General features: G+C 70.4%; 18 protein-coding genes and 1 tRNA gene. 7 read left to right on the plus strand and 12 right to left on the minus strand.

What is annotated here, in order from left to right:
* Positions 1 to 60: 60 nt before the first annotated feature.
* Together V6S85_RS25770 and V6S85_RS25775 are read left to right on the plus strand one after the other, a co-directional pair.
* Complete coding sequence (locus V6S85_RS25770; protein WP_334350710.1) at positions 61 to 648, plus strand: TetR/AcrR family transcriptional regulator; 588 nt, start codon at positions 61 to 63, stop codon at positions 646 to 648.
* Between the two features lie 26 nt (positions 649 to 674).
* Positions 675 to 1691 (plus strand): NAD-dependent epimerase/dehydratase family protein, encoded by a 1017-nt coding sequence (locus tag V6S85_RS25775; RefSeq protein WP_334350711.1) that lies wholly within the window; start codon positions 675 to 677, stop codon positions 1689 to 1691.
* Between the two features lie 133 nt (positions 1692 to 1824).
* On the opposite strand, the gene V6S85_RS25785 is transcribed toward V6S85_RS25775, so the two are convergent.
* The 10 genes from V6S85_RS25785 to V6S85_RS25830 all read right to left on the minus strand — a co-directional run bounded on the left by V6S85_RS25785 (position 1825) and on the right by V6S85_RS25830 (position 12689).
* Positions 1825 to 3183: a DUF1501 domain-containing protein gene (locus tag V6S85_RS25785; RefSeq protein ID WP_116565837.1), complete on the minus strand. Its 1359-nt coding sequence runs from the start codon at positions 3181 to 3183 to the stop codon at positions 1825 to 1827.
* 3 nt (positions 3184 to 3186) lie between these two features.
* Complete coding sequence (locus tag V6S85_RS25790; RefSeq protein ID WP_334350712.1) at positions 3187 to 4896, minus strand: DUF1800 domain-containing protein; 1710 nt, start codon at positions 4894 to 4896, stop codon at positions 3187 to 3189.
* Positions 4897 to 4970: 74 nt separating this feature from the next.
* Positions 4971 to 5951, minus strand: coding sequence for a P-type DNA transfer ATPase VirB11 (gene virB11, locus V6S85_RS25795; protein WP_334350713.1), 981 nt, complete (start codon positions 5949 to 5951; stop codon positions 4971 to 4973).
* Positions 5948 to 7072, minus strand: a complete 1125-nt coding sequence (locus V6S85_RS25800) for a TrbI/VirB10 family protein (RefSeq protein WP_334350714.1) — start codon at positions 7070 to 7072, stop codon at positions 5948 to 5950. The genes virB11 and V6S85_RS25800 overlap by 4 nt, the downstream gene beginning before the upstream one ends.
* A complete protein-coding gene (locus V6S85_RS25805; protein WP_334350715.1) occupies positions 7069 to 7839 on the minus strand; it encodes a TrbG/VirB9 family P-type conjugative transfer protein in 771 nt (256 codons plus the stop codon). The genes V6S85_RS25800 and V6S85_RS25805 overlap by 4 nt, the downstream gene beginning before the upstream one ends.
* Before the next feature lie 29 nt (positions 7840 to 7868).
* Entirely contained in the window at positions 7869 to 9083 is a 1215-nt protein-coding gene (locus tag V6S85_RS25810) for a type IV secretion system protein (protein WP_334350716.1), read from the minus strand.
* Complete coding sequence (locus V6S85_RS25815; RefSeq protein ID WP_243410498.1) at positions 9080 to 11431, minus strand: VirB4 family type IV secretion/conjugal transfer ATPase; 2352 nt, start codon at positions 11429 to 11431, stop codon at positions 9080 to 9082. Before V6S85_RS25815 ends, V6S85_RS25810 begins: the two co-directional genes overlap by 4 nt.
* Positions 11428 to 11715 (minus strand): type IV secretion system protein VirB3, encoded by a 288-nt coding sequence (locus V6S85_RS25820; protein WP_058350403.1) that lies wholly within the window; start codon positions 11713 to 11715, stop codon positions 11428 to 11430. Before V6S85_RS25820 ends, V6S85_RS25815 begins: the two co-directional genes overlap by 4 nt.
* 6 nt (positions 11716 to 11721) lie before the next feature.
* Positions 11722 to 12039: a TrbC/VirB2 family protein gene (locus V6S85_RS25825; protein ID WP_116565824.1), complete on the minus strand. Its 318-nt coding sequence runs from the start codon at positions 12037 to 12039 to the stop codon at positions 11722 to 11724.
* Positions 12039 to 12689 (minus strand): lytic transglycosylase domain-containing protein, encoded by a 651-nt coding sequence (locus tag V6S85_RS25830; RefSeq protein WP_334350717.1) that lies wholly within the window; start codon positions 12687 to 12689, stop codon positions 12039 to 12041. The genes V6S85_RS25825 and V6S85_RS25830 overlap by 1 nt, the downstream gene beginning before the upstream one ends.
* Positions 12690 to 12985: 296 nt before the next feature.
* Here V6S85_RS25830 and V6S85_RS25835 point away from each other — a divergent pair, with 296 nt between their 5' ends.
* Positions 12986 to 13420, plus strand: a complete 435-nt coding sequence (locus V6S85_RS25835; protein ID WP_334350718.1) for a VOC family protein — start codon at positions 12986 to 12988, stop codon at positions 13418 to 13420.
* 85 nt (positions 13421 to 13505) lie between these two features.
* On the opposite strand, the gene V6S85_RS25840 is transcribed toward V6S85_RS25835, so the two are convergent.
* Positions 13506 to 13580, minus strand: a tRNA-Thr gene (locus tag V6S85_RS25840).
* A gap of 352 nt (positions 13581 to 13932) precedes the next feature.
* On the opposite strand from V6S85_RS25840, the gene murA reads away from it, so the two are divergent.
* From murA to V6S85_RS25860, 4 genes are all read left to right on the plus strand, one after another.
* A complete protein-coding gene (gene murA / locus V6S85_RS25845; protein WP_101714849.1) occupies positions 13933 to 15222 on the plus strand; it encodes a UDP-N-acetylglucosamine 1-carboxyvinyltransferase in 1290 nt (429 codons plus the stop codon).
* Between the two features lie 3 nt (positions 15223 to 15225).
* Positions 15226 to 15666, plus strand: coding sequence for a DUF2948 family protein (locus tag V6S85_RS25850; protein ID WP_334350719.1), 441 nt, complete (start codon positions 15226 to 15228; stop codon positions 15664 to 15666).
* Positions 15667 to 15822: 156 nt separating this feature from the next.
* Entirely contained in the window at positions 15823 to 16938 is a 1116-nt protein-coding gene (locus V6S85_RS25855) for a hypothetical protein (protein WP_334350720.1), read from the plus strand.
* Between the two features lie 50 nt (positions 16939 to 16988).
* Entirely contained in the window at positions 16989 to 18899 is a 1911-nt protein-coding gene (locus V6S85_RS25860) for a M1 family metallopeptidase (protein WP_334350721.1), read from the plus strand.
* Positions 18900 to 19085: 186 nt separating this feature from the next.
* Here V6S85_RS25860 and V6S85_RS25865 read toward each other — a convergent pair.
* The coding region (locus tag V6S85_RS25865) for a cation:dicarboxylate symporter family transporter (RefSeq protein WP_334350722.1) at positions 19086 to 19316 on the minus strand (231 nt) is incomplete at its 5' end.

The following is a 19316-nucleotide window of genomic DNA, read 5'->3' on the forward strand; positions in this document are numbered from 1 at the left end:
GTTGACCCGGCGGCGTGATTTCATTTATATCCGACCAGTCGGTTATAAATGGAGTTGGCCATGGGCCGTAAACGCATCGTCGATCGTGACGCGGTGCTCGACGCCGCCGAGGCGGTGGTCGCCCGCGACGGGGCCGCGCGCCTGACGCTGGACGCGGTGGCCGAGCAGGCCGGCATCGGCAAGGCCACGGTGCTGTACGACTTCAAGACCAAGGCGGCGCTGATCGACGCCGTGGTCGAGCGGGCCGTGGCGCGCGACAACGCCTTCAACACCGCCATGACGCAGAGCCTGGACGGGCAGGGCGACGCGGTGATCCGCGGGCGGATCCTGGCGGCGGCGACGCCCTTGCCGGACGACTTCCGCGCCGTGGCTCTGAACCTCTGCGCGGCTCTGGCCCAGGACGCCGGCCTTCGCGGCCATATCCAGGAAAATCAGAAGACGGTCATCGGCGCCCTGACCGCCGACGCGGCCAGCCCGCGCGGGGCGCAGCTGGCCTATCTGGCGCTGGAGGGGCTGAAGCTGCTGGAGGCGCTGGACTACCACGCCTGGCCGGCTGACGAGCGCGCCCGGATCCTGCGCGAGATCAACTGGCTGGTGACCGCCAAGCCCAACGGCGACGCGCCCCTGCCGTCGCCGAAGACGACCTGAAGACCCCCACCCAAGGACTTGAGACCATGAGCTTCAACGAACCCGCCGTCGGCGGGCGCGCGCCCGCGCGCCTGTTCCTCACCGGAGGCAGCGGCTATGTCGGCCGCAACCTGATCCGCCGCCTTGTCGCCGACGGCGTGCGGGTCGTGGCGCTGGCGCGCAGCGCGGCCGCCATCGAGACCGTCCGCGACCTGGGCGCGCAGCCCGTCGAGGGCGACCTCTTCAGCCCCGACCTGGCGCAGGCCATGACCGGCTGCGACGCCCTGGTCCACGCCGCCGCCGACACCGACCACGGAGCCGGCGTCGAGGCGCGACTTGCGCGGATCAATGTCGAGGGAACCCGGGCGGTGCTGGCCGCGGCGAGGGCGGCCGGCGTGTCGCGCACGGTGCTGATCAGCACGGAGTCGGTGCTGCTGGACGGCGCGCCGCTGGTCGGGGCGACCGAGGACCATGCCTATCCGCGCCGCCCGGCCGGGGCCTATTCGAAGAGCAAGGCGCAGGCCGAGCGCCTGGCGCTGGCGATGAGCGAGCCGGGGTTCGAGGTCATGGCCGTGCGGCCGCGCTTCGTCTGGGGGCGCGACGACACCACGGCCCTGCCGCAACTGGCCGACGCCGTGCGCTCGGGCGCCTTCGCCTGGATCGACGGCGGCCGCTATCGCACCTCGACCACCCATGTGGCCAACCTTTGCGAGGGCGTGGTCCTGGCGCTGAAGAACGGCGCCGGCGGCGAGGCCTATTTCATCACCGACGGCGAGCCGGTGGAGTTCCGCGCCTTCGCCACGCGGCTCTTGGCCACGCAGGGGCTGACCGCGCCGGACAAGGCCGTGCCGCGCGGCCTGCTGAAGACCATCGCCAGCGTCGGCGACGCCCTGGCGGCGATCAGCGGCGGGCGCGTGAAGGGCCCGCTCAGCCGACAGGTCTACGCCACCTCGGCCGTCGAGGTGACCGTCAGCATCGCCAAGGCCCGCGCGGCGCTGGGCTATGCGCCGATGGTGTCGCGCGAGCAGGGGCTGGCGGAACTGGCCTCTGCACCTCCCCCGTAAAACGGGGGAGGTGGCGCGCTGCGGATACGCAGCGTGACGGAGGGGGCGAGTGACAGACCGCCGGGCCCAGTCTAGCCCCCTCCACCACTTCGTGGTCCCCCTCCCCCGCAGGCGGGGGAGGAGCAGGCGCCTCCTACCCGAACAACGGCGCCGGCCCTCGTCCGCCGCCGTTCCACGTCGCCCAGTTGGGGAAGACGTACGGCATGTCGGCGGGCGAGACGCCGTACCACTGGGCGATGGCGCCGACATACTCCTCGACGGCGATGCTGGGGATCCAGCGGCCGTCGTTGTAGGCGTCCTCTGCCCCGCCGTAGGTGGTGTCGGGGTAGCGGCCGTGGACCTTGCCCTTGGCCAGGGCCGCGCCCAGCACCAGGTGGTTGGAGCCCCAGGCGTGGTCGGTGCCGGCGTTGGCGTTGGGTTTGTAGACCCGGCCGAAGTCCGACATCGTGAAGGCGGTGACGTTGTTGGCCACGCCCAGCGCCTTCATGGCGTTGTAGAAGGCCGCCAGGGCCATGGCGAGGTCGGCGTACAGGCTGTTGTGCGAGGCGACCTGGCCGTTATGGGTGTCGTAGCCGCCCTGGCTGACGAAGAAGGTCTGCTTGGCGTGGCCCAGGGTGTTGCGGGCCTCGATCATCCGCGCCGCCCGCAAGAGCTGGCGCGAGATCTCGCTGGTCAGGGTCGCGCCCGTGGTCGGGTTCTTGAAGTACTGGTCCACCGTCGAGGTCGTCGAGGTGATGATGGCGTTCGCCGTCGCCGCCTGGGCGTAGGCCGACGACATGCCCCGGCCCGTGAAGTCGGTCACCGCCCCGAAGGCCGAGGCGTCCGAGAAGGTGTTCAGCGCCTGCTGGCGGGCGATCGTCGCCGCGTCGGTGCTGGCGGCGTTGTAGCCGTTGCGCGAGACGCCGCCGCTGGAGGGCAGGATCAGCGGCGACTTGCGGCTGCCCAGCAGGGCCAGCTGCGAGCCGGCGATCGAGACCAGCGGCGGGATCTCGGCGGCTTCCGCGCGGTCGAGGATGCGGCCCATGAACCCGTCGAGGTTCTTCTCGCGCATGCGCATGCCCTGCCACTCGTTCTGCTGGTCCTCGTGGGACATCAGGTTCAGCGGGCGCAGGTCCGGGCGGCTCTGGTAGATGGTCTTGGTCAGCGGCTGGAACAGCGTGCCGGTGTTGAGAACGACGCTGAGCGCTCCCTCGTCCCAGGCGCTCTTCAGCGGGGCCATGGCCGGATGCAGGCCGAACGCCGTGCCGGTGAGCGGCATCAGGGCGTCCTGCTTGACGGCGATGGCCGAGCGCTTGGCGGCGTAGTCGGCGTAACGCTCGTCGTTGGGGATCACCATGTTCCAGGCGTCGTTGCCGCCGAACAGGAAGACCCCGACCATCGCGCGATAGCTCGAGGTGTCGGCGATGGCGGCCGAAACCCCGATCTGGGCGAGGGCGGCGGTGGCGGAGGCGCCGGCGAGCAGCCGGCCGAAATCACGGCGGGAAAGGGTCATGGCTCAGCGATCGACCTGGAAGTGGGGCGAGGAGGCGACGATGTAGAGGGCGACCTGCGCCCGCTTGCGCGCCTGGATGGCGGGGTCGGTGTTCTTGACGGCGGCCATGGCCGACGACAGCGCGCCGCGCTGGGCCGAGGTCATGGTCCCGTTGAGGAAGACGAGATCGATGCGCTCGAGCATCTTGGCCTCGTCGGCGGCCAGGGCCTCCCATTGCGCCCAGGGCAGTTCGACCGGAACCGAGCCGGGAATGGTGGGCTGGGTCTTGAACTCGGTGCGGGTGGCCTCGCCGCCCATGGTCCAGTCCCAGGCCAGGTTGTGGCGGGCGACCATGGTCGAGGTGGTCATCAGCTTGCTGGCCGGGCTCATCTCGCCCGAGCCCAGCGGCAGCGGGAAGTCGTACGGATAGAAGTTGAACACCGACGGGGCGCGGAAGGGCATCTGACCCAGGCCGTTGTCGCGGTAGTAGAAGGCGTAGCCGTCCGACTTCAGGCCCATGCCGCGGGCGAGACCCGTGAGGAACAGCACCGGCTCCTTGACCTTGCCGGGCGTGGCGGCCGAGCCGCGGGCTTCCGCGTCGGTGAGGATCGCCTTGATCACCGCCTTCATGTCGCCGCGCACGCCCGCGCCATTGTCGGCGAACACGGCCGCGACCCGGCCCACATAGGCGGGCGAGGGATTGGCCAGGGTCAGTTGCTGGATCAGCCGCCTGGAGATGAAGGGCGGGGTGTTGGGGTGGTTGAAGACGGTGTCGACCACCGTGTCGACGTTCTGCTGCTGGGTCGCGCCGGCCGGGATCGTCACGTTCAGGAACGTCTTGGCGCCGGTGTCGAACCGGGCGGCGTTGACGATCATCGGCTTGGTGTAGTCGACCTTGACGTAGTCGCTGATCGCCGCCCCATCGAGACGGGCGTAGGTCCAGCCGGTCAGCGCCCGGGCCACTTCCTTGACCTCGGCGTTGGAATAGGTGGCGATCACCGCGCCGTCGGCGCCGGTCTTGGGCGTGCCGTCCATGTTCAGCATCACCGTGCCGACCGAGAACAGCTGCATCAGCTCGCGGGCGTAGTTCTCGTTGGGGGCCGACTTGTTGCTGTCGACCATGTCGAGGAAGTTGCCCATGAACGGGTTCAGGGTGACCTCGCGCAGGATGTCCTTGTAGTTGCCGAAGGCGTTGCCCAGCAGGACCTGGTTGAAGGTCGCCAGGCCCGCGGTGGTGTGCACCTCGAGGTCGGAGGCGACCACGATCTGCGACAGGGCGAAGGCCGTGCGCTGGCGCAGCTGGTCGTCCTTGCCCATGGCGTTGGAATAGAACCGCATGGCCATCGGCAGGGTGCCGAAGTTGTCGCGGTTGCAGTTGCTCAGATCCGTGCCGGTCAGGTTCTGGGCCGAGCAGAAGTTGGTCGCCACCGGCCTGGCGGCGATGTCGGCATAGGTGCTGGAGCTCAGCGCCAGCTGCTGGTCGATCCAGGCGCCGGCGCTCTTGGCGGCGACGATCTGGTCGATCAGTTCGGGCGTGGGGCCGAAGCTCGCCTGCTTGGCCAGGCGCGAGGCCTCGGCCGCCGAGATCACCACCGGCGCGGGCGGGGACGCGGGCGTCGTCCCTCCGCCGCCCTGGGGCGTGGAGGATCCGCCGCCGCCTCCACCGCCGCCGCAGGCCGTGAGAAGAAGGGCCAGGCCGATCCCGGTCCCCGAAGCTAGAAGTCTGGCACGCATGAACAATAGGTCCCCGATCACGCCCGCGGTGCGGGCGCGCTGAACGCGAAAAACAAGGTGGGTGAAGGCCGTCGCTAGCGGTCTATGAACACGATCTCCCGGACGGCGCGGACGCCGTCCTGGCGGTGAAGCTGGACGAAGACGTCGACGACGCGCTCGACGTGGTCGACCACGTCCTGGCGTCGAAGATTGGCGCCGGCCTGCAGGGCCATCAGGGCCAGCTGCTCGACGGCGCCGCGCGGGTCGTCGGCGTGGACCGTGGTCATCGAGCCCGGGTGGCCGCTGGAGACGGCCCGCAGGAAGCTGAAGGCCTCGGCCCCGCGCAGCTCGCCCAGGATGATGCGGTCGGGCCGAAGGCGCAGAGAGGCCTGCAGCAGGTCTTCGGTCCCGATCCGGGCCTCGCCCTGCTCGCCGCGCGCGGCCACCAGGCCCACGGCGTTGGGGTGGACGAGGCGGATCTCGGGCGCATCCTCGATCAGCACCAGGCGCTGGTCGAGAGGGACCTCCTTCAGCAGGGCGTTGAGGAAGGTGGTCTTGCCGGTAGAGGTGCCGCCGCTGACGACGATGTTCTTGCCCGCCCGCACGGCGGCCGACAGGAAGCCGCGCACGTCGCCGGCGTCCAGCAGCGTCCGCAGCGCCGCGTCGGGGCGAACCAGGGGCGCTGTCGCGCGATCGAAGGCGCCGGCGCGGGCGTAGTCGTCGAGCGACAGGTCCGAGACCACGTGCTTGCGGATGGCCATGACGATCCCGCCGCGCGTGGCGGGCGGGGCGACGACCTGCACGCGCGCGCCGTCGGGCAGCACGGCCGACAGCAGGGGGTGCTCGCGGCTTACGCCCTGATGGGCGAGGGCGGCGACCTGGCGGGCCAGGCGCCAGAGGTTGGTCTCGTCGAGGTCGGGCGCGGCCACGGGGACGACGGCGCCGCCCATCCGCTCGACCCAGAGCTCGCCAGGCCGGTTGACGTAGAGGTCGGTCACCGCCGGATCGGCCAGCCACGGCGCCAGCGGCGCCAGGTAGGCCTCCAGATAGACCCCCATCGGGGCGTGATGGGTCATTTCAGGCCCCGCACGCCGGAGAAGTCGAGGTCGCGGGCGACGAAGATCGTCACCGGCGCGCCCTGGGGCGTCCTGATGGTCGGCGAGGTGTTGGTCCCCTTGGCGGCGTTGGCCATGTTGGCCGCTTCCGACATCGAGCCGATGTAGATCTGCGAATTGGCCCGGCTGTTGCTGACCGCCGCGACGCCGGCGCTGAGCACCGAGGTCAGGATCGAGCCGCCGAAGCGGGTGAAGAAGTGGCGGTCGACCTTGCCCTCCAGCCCGCCGCGGCCCAGCGGGTCGGCGGCCGGCGAGCCGATCTGCACCGACACGCCGTCGGGGCGGATCACCCGGGTCCAGATCACGAAGACGCGGCTGGCGCCGAGCGCCAGGCCCGACTTGTACTGGCCGATCACCCGGCTGCCGCGCGGGATCAGCACGGTGGAGCCGTCGAAGCTCTTGACGTCGCGGGTGACCATGGCGCGGGCCAGGCCGGGCAGGTCGGAATTGATCGCCGTCTCCATCACCGCCGGGATCACCGCGCCCTGCGGGACGATGGCGTCGAGGTCACGCATGGCCGTGGCCCTGGCGGGCGCGGCGTCGTCCAGGCCGACGCGGTCGGAGACGCGTTCTTCGGGGTTGAGGGCGACGGCGCGTCCGCCCTCGCCGCCGGCGGTCGGGGCGCCGTCGCGGTCGCTGAGGTCGACCACGAGAGTCGGCGCCCGGCGACGCCCGGCATCGTCCGGTACGGAGATGAGCGGAGCCGGCGGCGGCGGGATCTGGCTCGGATCCGGCAGCGGCGGCCGATCCAGGTCTGGCGCGCTGTTGTCGACCGTGAACTGCGGCGCGGGCACGGTGTAGAGCGGGCCCTGCACCTGGGCGACCTTGGCCACGGGCGGCGGCGGCGGAGGGGCGGGCGGCGTCGGCTGGGCTGCGGGGATCGCGGGCGTCTGCGGGCGAGCGTCGGCGCGATGGGTCGACAGCCAGGCGAACACGGCCAGGCCGAACACGCCGAAGGCGACCATGATGGCGAGGTTCGAGACGCCGCCGGCCTTGCCCACCGAGGGGCGGGCCTGGGCGTCGGCGGCGGCCAGGTCGTCCTGGACCTGGGGCGTCAGGCGCGGATCGATGTCCTGGGTCATCCGGCCTTCTCCGGGGCTTGGATCTTGCGCCAGGCGCGGTTGACGACCGTGGCTCGGGCCTTGTCGCTGCGCAGCACGAAGCGGGGAGCCACCTGGTCGACGACCAGATGCCCGTCCTTGACCACGGCGTTGGCCAGGCCTTCGGAGCCGTCGGCGCCGATGACGAAGATGGCCGGCAGTTCGGTTTGTCCGGTCCAGGCGAAATAGGTGGCGCGGCCGTCGTCGAAGACGCCCGAAGGCGTCACCGCCCGCGATCCCCTTACCGAGTACGCGGTGTTGCGCGCGGGAGGGGGAGCCGCCGGTTCGGCGGTTGGGACGGGGGCCACGACGGTGGCGGGCGGGTAGCGGAAGCGCAGCACGTAGGATGCGTCGGCGGGGCCGCCGCCCGGCGACACCGACAGTTCGAAGACGTAGCGACGGCGGTCGGTGACGACGGTCATGTTGGTGGCCGGCGCACGGTCCATCGGCTTGAGGAACAGCAGGTTGGCGCGCTTGTTCGGCGTCACCTGCCAGCCCACGGCGTCGCCGATCGAGACGTTCTCGATCCGCTCGTCGGGGGCGAACTCCAGCATGGTCTGGAAGCCCATGACGCCGCTCAGGCGGTAAACCTGGTCGGGATCGTAGGGCAGGGTGCGGATGCGCGGGTCGGGCGCGGACGCCGGGGCGGCGGCCGGCTGGGCCGGGCTGGTCTGGGCAAGGCTGGTCTGGGCCAGGACAGGCGTGGCCAGCAGACAGGCGAGCGACAGGGCCAGAAGCGGGCGCTTCACGGGCGAAACTCCGGAACGGATAAGCGGGGTCACTGGTCTCTCCGGGTTCCGGAGGCGGCGAGGCGGGGCGAGGCCGGACGGCGATAGCTGGCGCCCAGCGGGACGGCGGCGGCGGTCGGGGCGGTGGTCGAGCCGGAGGCCGGCGCGGTCTCCGTGCGGTCGGACACCACCACCAGGCGGCGCGGGCCGACGGTCGAGGACGCGGCGGCGGCGCTGGCGGCGGCCTGCTCCTCGCGCCGGGCCAGATTGACGGCGGCGGCGGCCACGTGGGCGGCGCGCGAGGGCGGCTCCAGCGGCGAGGCGGTCGAGGCGTCGGGCATGGATACGGGCGGGACTTCCCGGTCGACCGACCGCTCTCGCGGCAGGCGCAGACCGGCGGCGATCACGCATACCGCTATGGCGGCGGCGACCAGCACGGCGGCGAACACGAGGCTAAGCACCAGCACCGTGATCGCCGGCCCCATGTCGAGCTCGGCGAACTGCTGGGCGTCCTTCAGGGCCTTCAGGGCCTTCAGGGCCGGGGCCATCATCGCCAGTTCCAGCGACAGGGCCAGGGTGGCGATCATCGGCAGGACGGCCAGGGCGATCATCGCCTTCAGCCAGCCCTCGACGAGGCCGCGCGTGGTCTCGAACAGCAGCAGGCCCGCGACGATGGGGGCCAGCGCCAGCAGCACCGACAGCACGACCTTGCAGGCCAGGACGACGCCCAGGCTGGTCAGCAGCATGACCAGCCCGCCGACATTGGCGGCGAAGGCCGCGAAGCCGGGGCCGCCCTGCAGGGCCGCGTCACGGGCGCCGGCCCGGGTCGCGAAATGCTTGGCGGCGTCCTGCAGCGTGTCGAAGGCGGCCTGCAGGCGCACGAAGGGATCGAGCCTGCCGGCGCCGCCGCCGTCCAACTGGGCCAGCAACAGGCTTCCGACCTCGGTCGGGGCCTTGAACAGCAGGTCGTAGGCCAGGGTCTCCAGCAGCGCCCAGTTGGTGGCCAGCGCCACGACCAGCGCCAGCTTCACGGCCGCGATGGTGGCGTCGCCGATCCGCAGGGTTCCGCGCCCCAGCACCAGCCGGTAGCCCATGAAGCCCACATAGAGGGTCATCAGCACGGTCAGCAGGGTCGAGACCGGCGAGCCGGGCGCCGACAGGGCCGCATAGCCGGCCTGGGCCAGGCCATGCACCTGGCAGTCGACCGAGCCGATCAGGCCCTGCACCAGCGGGGCGTCGGCGGCGGGGCAGGAGACAGGGGTCATGCGGCCTCCTTCAGGAGCCTGGCCATCCAGGCTTCGGGGGCGTCGCCCAGGTGTTCGCGCAGGGCGTCGAGTCGGCGCACCGTGCTCTCGCGGCCCGACAGCACCGTCAGCAGTTCGGGCGAGCCGGCCAGGTTCAGGCGGGCCACGACGCTGTCGCTCCCGTGCTTGATCAGGAAGCAGCGGGCGGTGTCGGGCAGGCTGCGGACCAGCTCGAACTCGTGCTCGGTCAGGCCGAAGCCCCCGCAGTAGTCGCGGGCCTGGGCCTTCGGGTTGGCCATGAAGATCTGGGTGGCGGCCTGCTCGACGATGGCGCTGGCGATGCGGCTCTCCAGGGCGTCCTGGGCCGACTGGGTGGCGAAGCCGACCAGGCCGTTGCGCTTGCGCAGGGTCTTTTCCCAGTCCTTGATCCGGGCGACGAAGACGTCGTCGTCCAGCGCCTTCCAGCCCTCGTCGACGACGATCAGGGTCGGATGGCCGTCCAGGCGCTGCTCCACGCGGTGGAACAGGTACATCATGGCCGGCGTGCGCAGGGCCGGGTCGTCCAGCAGCTGGGTCATGTCGAAGCCCAGGGTGGCGGCCGAAAGGTCCAGGCCGTCCTCGGCGTTGTCGAACAGCCAGGCGTGCTCGCCCGCGCCGTGCCACGGCGCCAGCCGGGCGAAGAGGTCGGCGGCGTCGGGGCGGCGCGCGCCCTTGAACAGCTCGGCGAAGAACCGCAGGCGACGAAGCTTCGGCGCCTGGTCGTAGTTGGCGTCGACGGCGTCCTTGATGCGGGCCAGGTCGTCGGGCGTCAGGCTCTCGCCGGGCTGGCTGACCAGCCGCGCGATCCAGTCGGCGACGAAGCGGCGGTTGGCCGGCGCATCCTCCAGGGCCAGCGGGTTGAAGCCCGTGGCCCGGCCGGGGCGCAGCACCTCGTAGCGGCCGCCGATGGCGCGCAGGAAGATCTCGGCCCCGCGGTCCTTGTCGAAGAAGACCGTGCGCGGCTTGTACTTCTGGGCCTGGGCCAGCAGGAAGTTCAGCACCACGGTCTTGCCCGAGCCCGACGGCCCGATGATCGTGAAGTTGCCCAGATCGCCCTTGTGGAAGTTGAAGTGGTAGGGGCCGGCCGAGGTGGTCTCCAGCAGCGTCACCGCCGGGCCCCAGTGGTTGCCCAGGGCCTTGCCGACCGGGAAGTTGTGGCCGCTGGCGAAGCCGGCGAAATTGGCGGTCGAGATCAGCGCGCGGCGGGCGACGTCCTTGAAGTTGCCCGGGAACTGCGCCCAGAAGGCCGGTTCCAGATTGACGTCCTCGCGCACGGCGATGGCGCCCATCTCGGTGAAGGCGCTCATCACCTCGGCGGTCGACTGGTCGAGGCCTTCGATGCTTTCGCCGCGCACCAGAACCGACAGATGATGCTCGCCGAAGGCGGCGCGGCCGCTGACCACGTCGTCCTTGGCGCGGATCAGGTCGGCCTTGACGCTGATGGCGTCGTCGTCGGCCGCGCGCATCCGGCGCAAGGCAAGGTTCATGCGGTCCAGCGTCGGCTGGCGGTCGACGAAGCCGAAGCTCTGCGTCACCACCATCTCGCACGGCAGGCGCAGCAGGTCGTCGAGCATCCCCGGCGTGGTCTGGGCGGGATAGTCCTTGACCGAGACGATCGAGGAAAAGCTCCGCGCCAGGGCGCCGGCGCGCGACAGTTCCAGGGTCTCGTGGCCGAAGCTGACCCGGCGATAGGGCAGGTACTCGCCGGCGTCGCCCTCCGGAGCCAGCACCGGGCGCATCTCGCCGTTGTAGAGGCAGGACAGGAATTCCAGCGGCTCGGAGCAGGTCCCGCTCGCGCCCTCGTACTGGGAAAGCACCCGCGCGCCGTAGGGCGCCAGGGCCGAGACCAGGCTGTCGCGCGCGGCGTCGAGTTCGCGGCGGTCCTGGGCCTTCTGGCCGGAACCTTGCGCCGAGCCCTTGGCCAGGCGCAGGGCCTTGTCGATCAGTCCGCCCTGGCCCTGCAAGGGCCTGCGCACGATCGTCAGGAAGAGGTCGTTGACGTAGAGTCTGCGGCCCGCGAGGCGCGCGCTCCACTCGGCGTCCAGCCGGGCGCTGAAGCTGTCGGCGAACGCGCCTTCCGTTCCGACCTTGGCCTCGCGGCGGATGACGTGGTGGTAGACGGCGAAGCGCGAGGAGGCCAGGCCGCGCAGCATCACGTCGCGCACGGCCTTGCGGTAGTTCAGCGTCTCGCTGTCGGCGGTCTCGAACGGCAGGCCGGCCAGGTGGATGACCTGCATCAGCAGGCCGTCGCGCGTCTCGATGGTGCGCTCGTCCAGCAGGCGGGCGTAGGGCAGGCGCTTGCCGGCCGACGCTTCCTTTTTCCGGTTCATGGTTGGTAGCTGTTGCATCGCCAGGCCCGGAAATTGGGAACGCGGGGGCAGCGGCTGACCTTGGTCAGCCACAGGTCGAAGATGCGCGGTTCGCGCAGGCAGGCCGCGTAGCCGATCGCGTGGATCACGAGCGCCGCCAGCAGCGCCCAGAACGACTTGGTGATCAGGAACAGCTCGGTCGTGACCACGCCGTTGACGACGAAGTAGCTGTAGGTCACGCCGGCGAACATCTGGGGCCGGGTCAGGGCTCCGAACACCACGTCGCGATCGAGGGGAGCGGCCATCGGGCTCTACGCGCCCGCCGCCGTGCGAATGCCGCTGACGATGGTCGTCGCGCCGAACAGGATGAAGCAGCCCAGGATGACCGTCGCGCCGTAGCGCCAGTTCATGCGGCCGGTCAGCATCATGAAGCCGACGGCGGCCACGGCCATCACCGCCACGGCGGTGGCGACGTTGCCCAGCAGCGTGCCCTGCAGCCACATTACGCCGGACAGCACGGCCGACGAGCCTTGCGGGTCGGCCTGGGCGACCTGGGCGTGGGCCTGGCCGGCGGCGGCCATGAGAGCGGTCGCCAGCGCGGCGGCGCGGGCGTTCAGAAACTTGCGCATCAGTTGGAGACTCCAAAGGCGGGAACGGCGAAGGCGGCGCCCGACACGGCCATGCGGCCGAGGATCGAGGTGACGTAGGCTTGGGTTTCGGCGTAGGGCGGCACGCCGCCGTGCTTGAGGACGGCCCCGGGGCCGGCGTTGTAGGCGGCCAGCGCCAGCTTCACGTCGCCGCCGAAGCGGGTGAGCATCTGGCGCAGGTACATCGCCCCGCCGCGGACGTTCTGGGCCATGTCCGACGGATCGACGCCGAGGTCGCGGGCGGTGGCCGGCATCAGTTGCATGACGCCCATGGCGCCCTTGCGCGAACGGGCGGTCGGCTTGAAGCGGCTTTCGCGCCAGGCGACCGCCTCGATCAGCTTGGGATCCAGGGAGTAGGCGGCGGCGGCCACGGCGATCTCGCGGCGCACGTCCTCGTGGCCCTCTTCGACGAGCGTCGCGGCCGGAACCGTCGCCGGAGGCGCCGGCAGCGTGATGGCCTCGACGCTCGCGCCGGTATGCACGGCGGGACCGTCGAAGCGCGTGACCTCGCCCTCGTCGCCGATTTCCAGAACCTGGGCGGCGGCCAGGCCGGGGGCGGCGAGGGCGGCGAGCAGGCAGCAGGTCGCTATGGCCGCCAAGCCCGTGGCCTGGCGTGCGAAGTCGAACGTCATCGACGCTCCCCCGATCAGCTGTGGTTAATCGATATGCTTAATCGATGTGTATAGGGCCCGCCTGACTCGCGTAATGCGTCAGGACAGCGCATCGGTAGCCCGTTATCTGCGTCGGGAAGTCTACGTTTGGCGGCATTCAAGCTTCAGCTTGGTGAAGTATAGGGCGCTTGAAAACTTGAGCTTCGGGCGCGACGTTCGCTGTGCGAGCGGACCGCATGGGCGAGTGGCGCTCCGTCCTCGACCCGCGACAATGCGCGATCGCATGGCGATCTCCATGCGCGCGGCGGGGACTATCGATGAGCGGCTTCCGGTACGGCTTCCATCATGGGGGAATCAGCGTCCCCGACCTCGACGCGGCGGTGGAATGGTACGGACGGGTGCTCGGCTTTTGCCTGGAACGCCGTTTCGAGATCCCGACCATCCCCGCGCGGGTGGCGATGATCTCCAATGGCGACCTGCGGATCGAGCTGTTCGAGGTTCCGGGCGCCGCGCCTCTGCCGGACGAGCGCCGGATCCCGGATCGCGACGTCCACACCCACGGCGTCAAGCACGTGGCCTTCGTCGCGCCGGACGTGCCCGCCCTGGTCGAGGAACTGAAGGGAAGGGGCGCCGACATCGTCTGGCTGAAGATCATGCCGCACGGCACGGCCTGCTTCATCCGCGACCTGGCCGGAAACCTGATCGAGTTCGTGCAGGGGGCGGTCCCGGCCGGCGAGGCGGGAAGCCTGTAGGGCGCGCCGAAGCGTCGCCTAAGCGTTTGGATCTCGCCGCATTTTTGGAGTGTGGTGGGGACCCAGACTTCCATCTGGGTCCCCGTGGTGCCGCCGGGCAGGATTGAACTGCCGACCTCAGCCTTACCAAGGATGCGCTCTACCACTGAGCTACGGCGGCGGCGAGGAGGGGCGTATAGCCAACGATTTCCGGGATTGCAAAGCCCAAATCGTATAGACCGAGGCTCGCACGTAATTCACCTGTGGACACATGAGCCGGTCACCGACGTCAAACCCCAGTCAGGACAAGGAAAAAGCCGATCGCGAGGCGCGGCTGGCCCAGGCCCTGCGAACCAACCTTCGCCGTCGAAAGGCGTCCGCCAGCGCCGCGGCCAAGCCTGAATCGTCCCCGCAAGGCGACGAATAGGGGAATCGGCGCGGCCTCTTGCATGACCTCTTGCAAGCGTTAGAACCGCGACCTCACATGTGACCCGCGCGAAGGACGTCTTTTTCGCGCGTTCGAGGGATTTTCATTGGATCGCATCGCCATCACCGGCGGCGCGCAGCTGAACGGGGTCATCCCCGTCAGCGGCGCCAAGAACTCGGCCATCAAGCTGATGGCCGCCAGCCTGCTCACCGACGAGCCGCTGCGCCTGACCAACATGCCGCGCCTGGCCGACACGCGATTCCTCGGCAAGCTGCTGACGCGCCTGGGCGTCAGCGTCACCGAAAGCGACGGTCCGGACGGCCAGCAGACCATCCTGCACGCGCCGGAGATCACCAGCGGCTTTGCGCCCTATGATCTCGTCCGCCAGATGCGCGCCTCGTTCAACGTGCTGGGCCCGCTGGTCGCCCGCTCGGGCCAGGCCAAGGTCAGCTTGCCCGGCGGCTGCACCATCGGCGCGCGTCCCGTGGACCTGCACCTGCAGGCCCTGGAGGCCCTGGGCGCCAAGATCGACCTGCACGAAGGCTACGTCTACGCCCAGGCCCCGCGCGGCCTGAAGGGCGCCGAGATCAGCTTCCCGATCGTCTCGGTCGGCGCCACCGAGCACGCCATGCTGGCCGCCGTGCTGGCCGACGGCGTGACGGTGATCAAGAACGCCGCCTGCGAGCCGGAACTGGTCGACCTGCAGGAATGCCTGAACGCCATGGGCGCCAAGGTCGAGGGCGCGGGCACCCCCACGGTCACCATCACCGGCGTCGCCCGCCTGAAGGGCGCGACCCACGCGGTGATCCCCGACCGCATCGAGATGGGCACCTACGCCGTCGCCGCCGCCATGGCCGGCGGTGAAGTGCGCCTGACCAACGCTCGTCCGGAACTGATCGAGAGCCTGTCGGTCAAGCTCGAGGAGGCCGGCGCCACGGTCGTGCGCACCGAAGACGGCGTCATCGTCAAGCGCAACGGCTCGCGCCTCAACGCGGTCGACATCGAGACCGCGCCGTTCCCCGGCTTCGCCACCGACCTGCAGGCCCAGTTCATGGCCCTGATGACCACGGCGAACGGCGAGAGCCACATCCGCGAGACCATCTTCGAGAACCGCTTCATGCACGCCCCCGAGCTGATGCGCCTGGGCGCCGACATCTCGGTGCACGGCGGCGAGGCCCGCGTGCGCGGCGTCGCCCAGCTGGAAGGCGCCGAGGTGATGGCCACCGACCTGCGGGCGTCGGTCAGCCTGGTGATCGCGGGCCTGGTGGCGCGCGGCGAGACTGTCGTGTCGCGCATCTATCACCTGGATCGCGGCTTCGAACGGCTGGAAGAGAAGCTGGGCGCCTGCGGGGCCCAGGTGCGTCGCATCAAGGGCGACGGCGAACCGGAGCTGTAAGCCATGACCGCAGCCCCCCTTCGCCTGCTGGCCCAGGAGCCCGCCGACCTCGAGGTGGTCTCGGCCGCCCTGCAGGACGCCGTGGCCAAGATCGGCGACATCCGCTGGGACGCCGGGGCCCGCACCCTGACGCTCGCCTGCAACCGCTTCCGCTGGGAAGCGGGCGCCAAGCGGGGCAAGGGCGGCGAGCGCGTGCGCTCGGCCCTGCAGCTGGGCGACGTCACCGGCGTCCAGGCCCGCAACCTGCGCCGCGACGCCAAGCAGGCGGTCGTCGAACTGCTGTCGATCGGCTTCGAGCCGGGGCAGGAGGCGCCGGGCGGCACGGTGCTGCTGACCTTCGCCGGCGGCGGTGACCTGAAGGTGGCCGTCGACTGCATCGAGGTGGTGCTGGCCGACGTGTCCGACCCCTGGGCGACACCGCGCAAGCCGGGTCACGAGGGGTAGGACCTCTCCAACTTCCCGTCATTCCCGCCACAAGGGCGGGAATGACGGGATGGAAGGGGGAGGGCTGTTAACCAACCAACCTTCTGATTTCCAAACATTTCAAATCGCATCGAGCCTGATACAACTCGCCGAAGTTGAATCGAGCTCGAGTGCGTGATGACCAGGATCGGGTCGCAGGGCTACGCCGCCGCCTATGCCTATGCGGGCGCGACGAACACCCAGACGGGAACCGCCGCCCAGCAGCAGGCCAAGGCCGCCGAGGCCGCCAGGACGGGCGCATCGAGCGTCAGCGTCACCCTGTCGGCGGAAGCCCAGGCGGCGCTGGCCGGCAAGGCCGACGGCCGCGACCTCGCGACCGTGGTGTCCGACGCCCGCAAGAGCCTCGACGCCCTGCTGTCGGCCGCCAAGGCGACCAGCGCTCTCAAGGACGGCAAGGCGACGATCGACGTCTCGGGCCTGGACCGCCGGGCCCTCTACGCCATCGCCTCCAACCAGGGCGGAAAGTTCCCGATCGAGGAGCAGGTGGTCGCCAGCCTGCAACTGAAGGCCGGCCAGGACGCCGCGCTGGCCGGGCCCGCGGCTGACGCCCGGGTCACCGGTGACTATGCCGGCCTCTACAAGGCCGCCCTGACCCGCCACGAGGCCGCGGGGACCGAGGAGAAGGCCACGCTGAAGTGGCAGAACGAGAAGGCCGCCCTGGTCGAGGGCCTGCGCCAGTCGACGGCCAAGCCCGGAACCGCGCCCACCGGCATCGCCGACGATCCGGTCGCCGCCTACGTCAAGGCCAATGGCGGCGTCGTCTCCAACCCCCGCTCGCGCGACATCGACGACGTGGTCGCCGACGTTCGCGTCGCGCTGGACCGGCAGTATTCGCTGGCGACCGGGGAGGGGATGGCCACGGGCCCCGACGCCGGCAAGATCGATTTCACCCGCTTCGACGACCGCTCGCTGTCGGCCATCGCCCTCAACAAGGGCGGCCATTTTTCCGAGCACGAGGCCAAGGAAGCCGCCGGCGAGATCCGCAGCCGCAACCGCGAGGGCGTGTCGTCCTACTGGAAGGCGGCCCAGCAGTCGGGCGACGGCTCGACCTTCGGCCGCACCCTGGTCTCGCAGTACGTCTCGATGAGCGCCGAGGAGCGCGAGGCGGTCGGCTGGACCCCGGCGCTGTACGAGAAGATGGTCGCGACGCAGAACCTGTCGGCGAAACTTTCGTCGATGTTCGGCCCCGACGGGTCGATCAAGACCGGGATGAGCCTGCTCGACTATCTGTAGGCGGCGGTATCTGGAATAAGGGGGCAAAGTTCCGCTTCCACGGATTGCTCATGTCCCTGATCTCGAACACCCCGCGCGCCGTCCTCATGGCGGCGCTGCTCGGCGCCGCCGCCGTTCCCGCCCTGGCCCAGGCCGCGCCGGCCAAGCCGATGGTCGCCCCACTGTCGACCGCCTCGGACGCGACGGACATCCACTCCTACGCCAAGCCGAAGATCGCCCGGGTCACCCATGTCGACCTCGACCTGACCGCCGACTTCACCGGCAAGAAGATGGTCGGCACGGCCGCCCTCGACCTGTTGTTGGCGCCGGGGGCCAAGGACGTGGTGCTCGACACCAAGGGCCTGGTCGTCAAGTCGATCACCAACGCCAAGGGCCAGGCGCTGAAGTGGACCCTGGGCGCGGCCGACCCGCACCTGGGCGCGCCGCTGACCGTGACCCTGAACGGCGCCAAGCGCATCGTCATCGCCTATGAGAGCGCCCCGGACGGCGCGGCCCTGCAATGGCTGTCGCCCTCGCAGACGGCGGGCAAGGCCAAGCCCTATCTGTTCAGCCAGGGCGAGGCGATCCTCAACCGCACCTGGATCCCCACCCAGGACAGCCCGGGGATCCGCCAGACCTGGACCGCCCGGATCGTCGCGCCCGAAGGCCTGAAGGCGGTGATGAGCGCCGAACAGCTGACCCCGGACGGCGAGCCCGTCGCCGGCGGCCGCGCCTACCGCTTCAGGATGGACAAGCCGGTCGCGCCCTACCTGATCGCCATCGCGATCGGCGACCTGGCGTTCCAGCCGCTGGGCCAGCGCACCGGCGTCTACACCGAGCCGTCGGTGATGAAGGCGACCGCCTGGGAACTGGCCGACGTCGAGAAGATGGTCGAGGCCGCCGAGAAGCTCTACGGGCCCTATCGCTGGGGCCGCTACGACCTCCTGGTCCTGCCGCCGTCGTTCCCGTTCGGCGGCATGGAGAACCCGCGCCTGACCTTCGCCACGCCCACCATCATCGCCGGCGACCGCTCGCTGGTCAGCCTGGTGGCGCACGAGCTGGCGCACTCGTGGTCGGGCAACCTGGTGACCAACGCCACCTGGGCCGACTTCTGGCTCAACGAGGGCTTCACGGTCTATTTCGAGAACCGGATCATGGAGTCCCTGTACGGCAAGGACACGGCCGCCATGCTGGCCGACCTGGGCTGGACCGACCTGCACCGGGCGATCGAGGAGGCCGGCGGTCCGACCGGCCCCGACACCCGCCTGCACATCGACCTCACCGGCCGCGATCCCGACGACGGCATGACCGACATCCCCTACGAGAAGGGCGCGGCCTTCCTGCGCACCATCGAGAAGGAGGTCGGCCGCGAGCGCTGGGACGCCTATCTGCGCGGCTATTTCGACCGCCACGCCTTCCAGCCGCAGACCGCCGAGGGCTTCATCGCCGACCTGCGCACGCACCTGTTCAAGGGCGACAAGGCCCTGGAGGCGAAGATCGACGTCCAGCGCTGGGTCTACCAGCCGGGCCTGCCGGAGAACGCCGTCCACGTGCAGTCCAAGGCCTTCGAGGCCGTCGACGCCCAGGCCAAGGCCTTCGCCGCCGGCGGCCCCGCGCCGCTCGAGGCCTGGAAGGCCTGGAGCACGTCCGAGCGCGTGCGCTTCGTCGGCAGCCTGCCGCGCCAGCTGTCGCCTGAGCGCCTGGCCGCCGTCGACACGGCCTTCGGCCTGTCGGCCCAGGGCAACAGCGAGATCCGCTTCGCCTGGCTGCAACTGGCCGTGGCCAACCGCTACGAGCCGGCCGTGCCGTCGCTGGAGCAGTTCCTGACCGGCCAGGGCCGCCGCAAGTTCGTCGCCCCGCTGTTCGTGTCGCTGTGGGGCCAGGGCGACTGGGGCCAGTCGATCGCCAAGCGGATCTATGCGCAAAGCCGGCCGCTCTATCACGCGGTGACCCGCGAGACGGTGGACAAGACGGTGAAGTAGGGGGCTGCGGCGAGCGCCGAGAAAAAGAAAAGGGCGGGACCGCGAGGCCCCGCCCTTTTCCATTTCCAGACCCCAAGAACCGTAAAACCCCCGCGAAAGCGGGGGCCTAGGCTTTTTCTGAAGCGCGGGGGCCCTCGACGATAAAACGCCTGGGTCCCCGCTTTCGCGGGGATTTTACGGAGAAAGTCAGGCCTTGGCGGGCTCGGCCTCCGGCATGTCCTCCAGCTCGCCCTCCCACTTGGCGACGACGGCGGCGGCGACGGAGTTGCCGACGACGTTGGTGGCCGAGCGGCCCATGTCGAGCAGGTGGTCGACGCCGAGCACCAGGGCGATCCAGGCCTCGGGCAGGCCGAAATAGGTCAGGGTGGCCATGATGACGACGAGCGAGGCGCGCGGCACGCCGGCGATGCCCTTGGA

It is taken from the genome of Caulobacter sp. CCNWLW153 (assembly GCF_036889365.1).
Lineage (GTDB): Bacteria > Pseudomonadota > Alphaproteobacteria > Caulobacterales > Caulobacteraceae > Caulobacter > Caulobacter radicis.

What these genes read in the sequence shown, in the direction of transcription:
- V6S85_RS25850 (WP_334350719.1), top strand. Translation starts at nt 15,226, where the DNA reads ATGACCGCAGCCCCCCTTCGCCTGCTGGCCCAGGAGCCCGCCGACCTC.
- V6S85_RS25825 (WP_116565824.1), bottom strand. Translation starts at nt 12,039, where the DNA reads ATGCGCAAGTTTCTGAACGCCCGCGCCGCCGCGCTGGCGACCGCTCTC.
- V6S85_RS25775 (WP_334350711.1), top strand. Translation starts at nt 675, where the DNA reads ATGAGCTTCAACGAACCCGCCGTCGGCGGGCGCGCGCCCGCGCGCCTG.
- V6S85_RS25860 (WP_334350721.1), top strand. Translation starts at nt 16,989, where the DNA reads ATGTCCCTGATCTCGAACACCCCGCGCGCCGTCCTCATGGCGGCGCTG.
- V6S85_RS25820 (WP_058350403.1), bottom strand. Translation starts at nt 11,715, where the DNA reads ATGGCCGCTCCCCTCGATCGCGACGTGGTGTTCGGAGCCCTGACCCGG.
- V6S85_RS25770 (WP_334350710.1), top strand. Translation starts at nt 61, where the DNA reads ATGGGCCGTAAACGCATCGTCGATCGTGACGCGGTGCTCGACGCCGCC.
- V6S85_RS25815 (WP_243410498.1), bottom strand. Translation starts at nt 11,431, where the DNA reads ATGAACCGGAAAAAGGAAGCGTCGGCCGGCAAGCGCCTGCCCTACGCC.
- V6S85_RS25830 (WP_334350717.1), bottom strand. Translation starts at nt 12,689, where the DNA reads ATGACGTTCGACTTCGCACGCCAGGCCACGGGCTTGGCGGCCATAGCG.
- V6S85_RS25785 (WP_116565837.1), bottom strand. Translation starts at nt 3,183, where the DNA reads ATGACCCTTTCCCGCCGTGATTTCGGCCGGCTGCTCGCCGGCGCCTCC.
- virB11 (WP_334350713.1), bottom strand. Translation starts at nt 5,951, where the DNA reads ATGACCCATCACGCCCCGATGGGGGTCTATCTGGAGGCCTACCTGGCG.
- V6S85_RS25855 (WP_334350720.1), top strand. Translation starts at nt 15,823, where the DNA reads ATGACCAGGATCGGGTCGCAGGGCTACGCCGCCGCCTATGCCTATGCG.
- V6S85_RS25800 (WP_334350714.1), bottom strand. Translation starts at nt 7,072, where the DNA reads ATGACCCAGGACATCGATCCGCGCCTGACGCCCCAGGTCCAGGACGAC.
- V6S85_RS25810 (WP_334350716.1), bottom strand. Translation starts at nt 9,083, where the DNA reads ATGACCCCTGTCTCCTGCCCCGCCGCCGACGCCCCGCTGGTGCAGGGC.
- V6S85_RS25790 (WP_334350712.1), bottom strand. Translation starts at nt 4,896, where the DNA reads ATGCGTGCCAGACTTCTAGCTTCGGGGACCGGGATCGGCCTGGCCCTT.
- V6S85_RS25835 (WP_334350718.1), top strand. Translation starts at nt 12,986, where the DNA reads ATGAGCGGCTTCCGGTACGGCTTCCATCATGGGGGAATCAGCGTCCCC.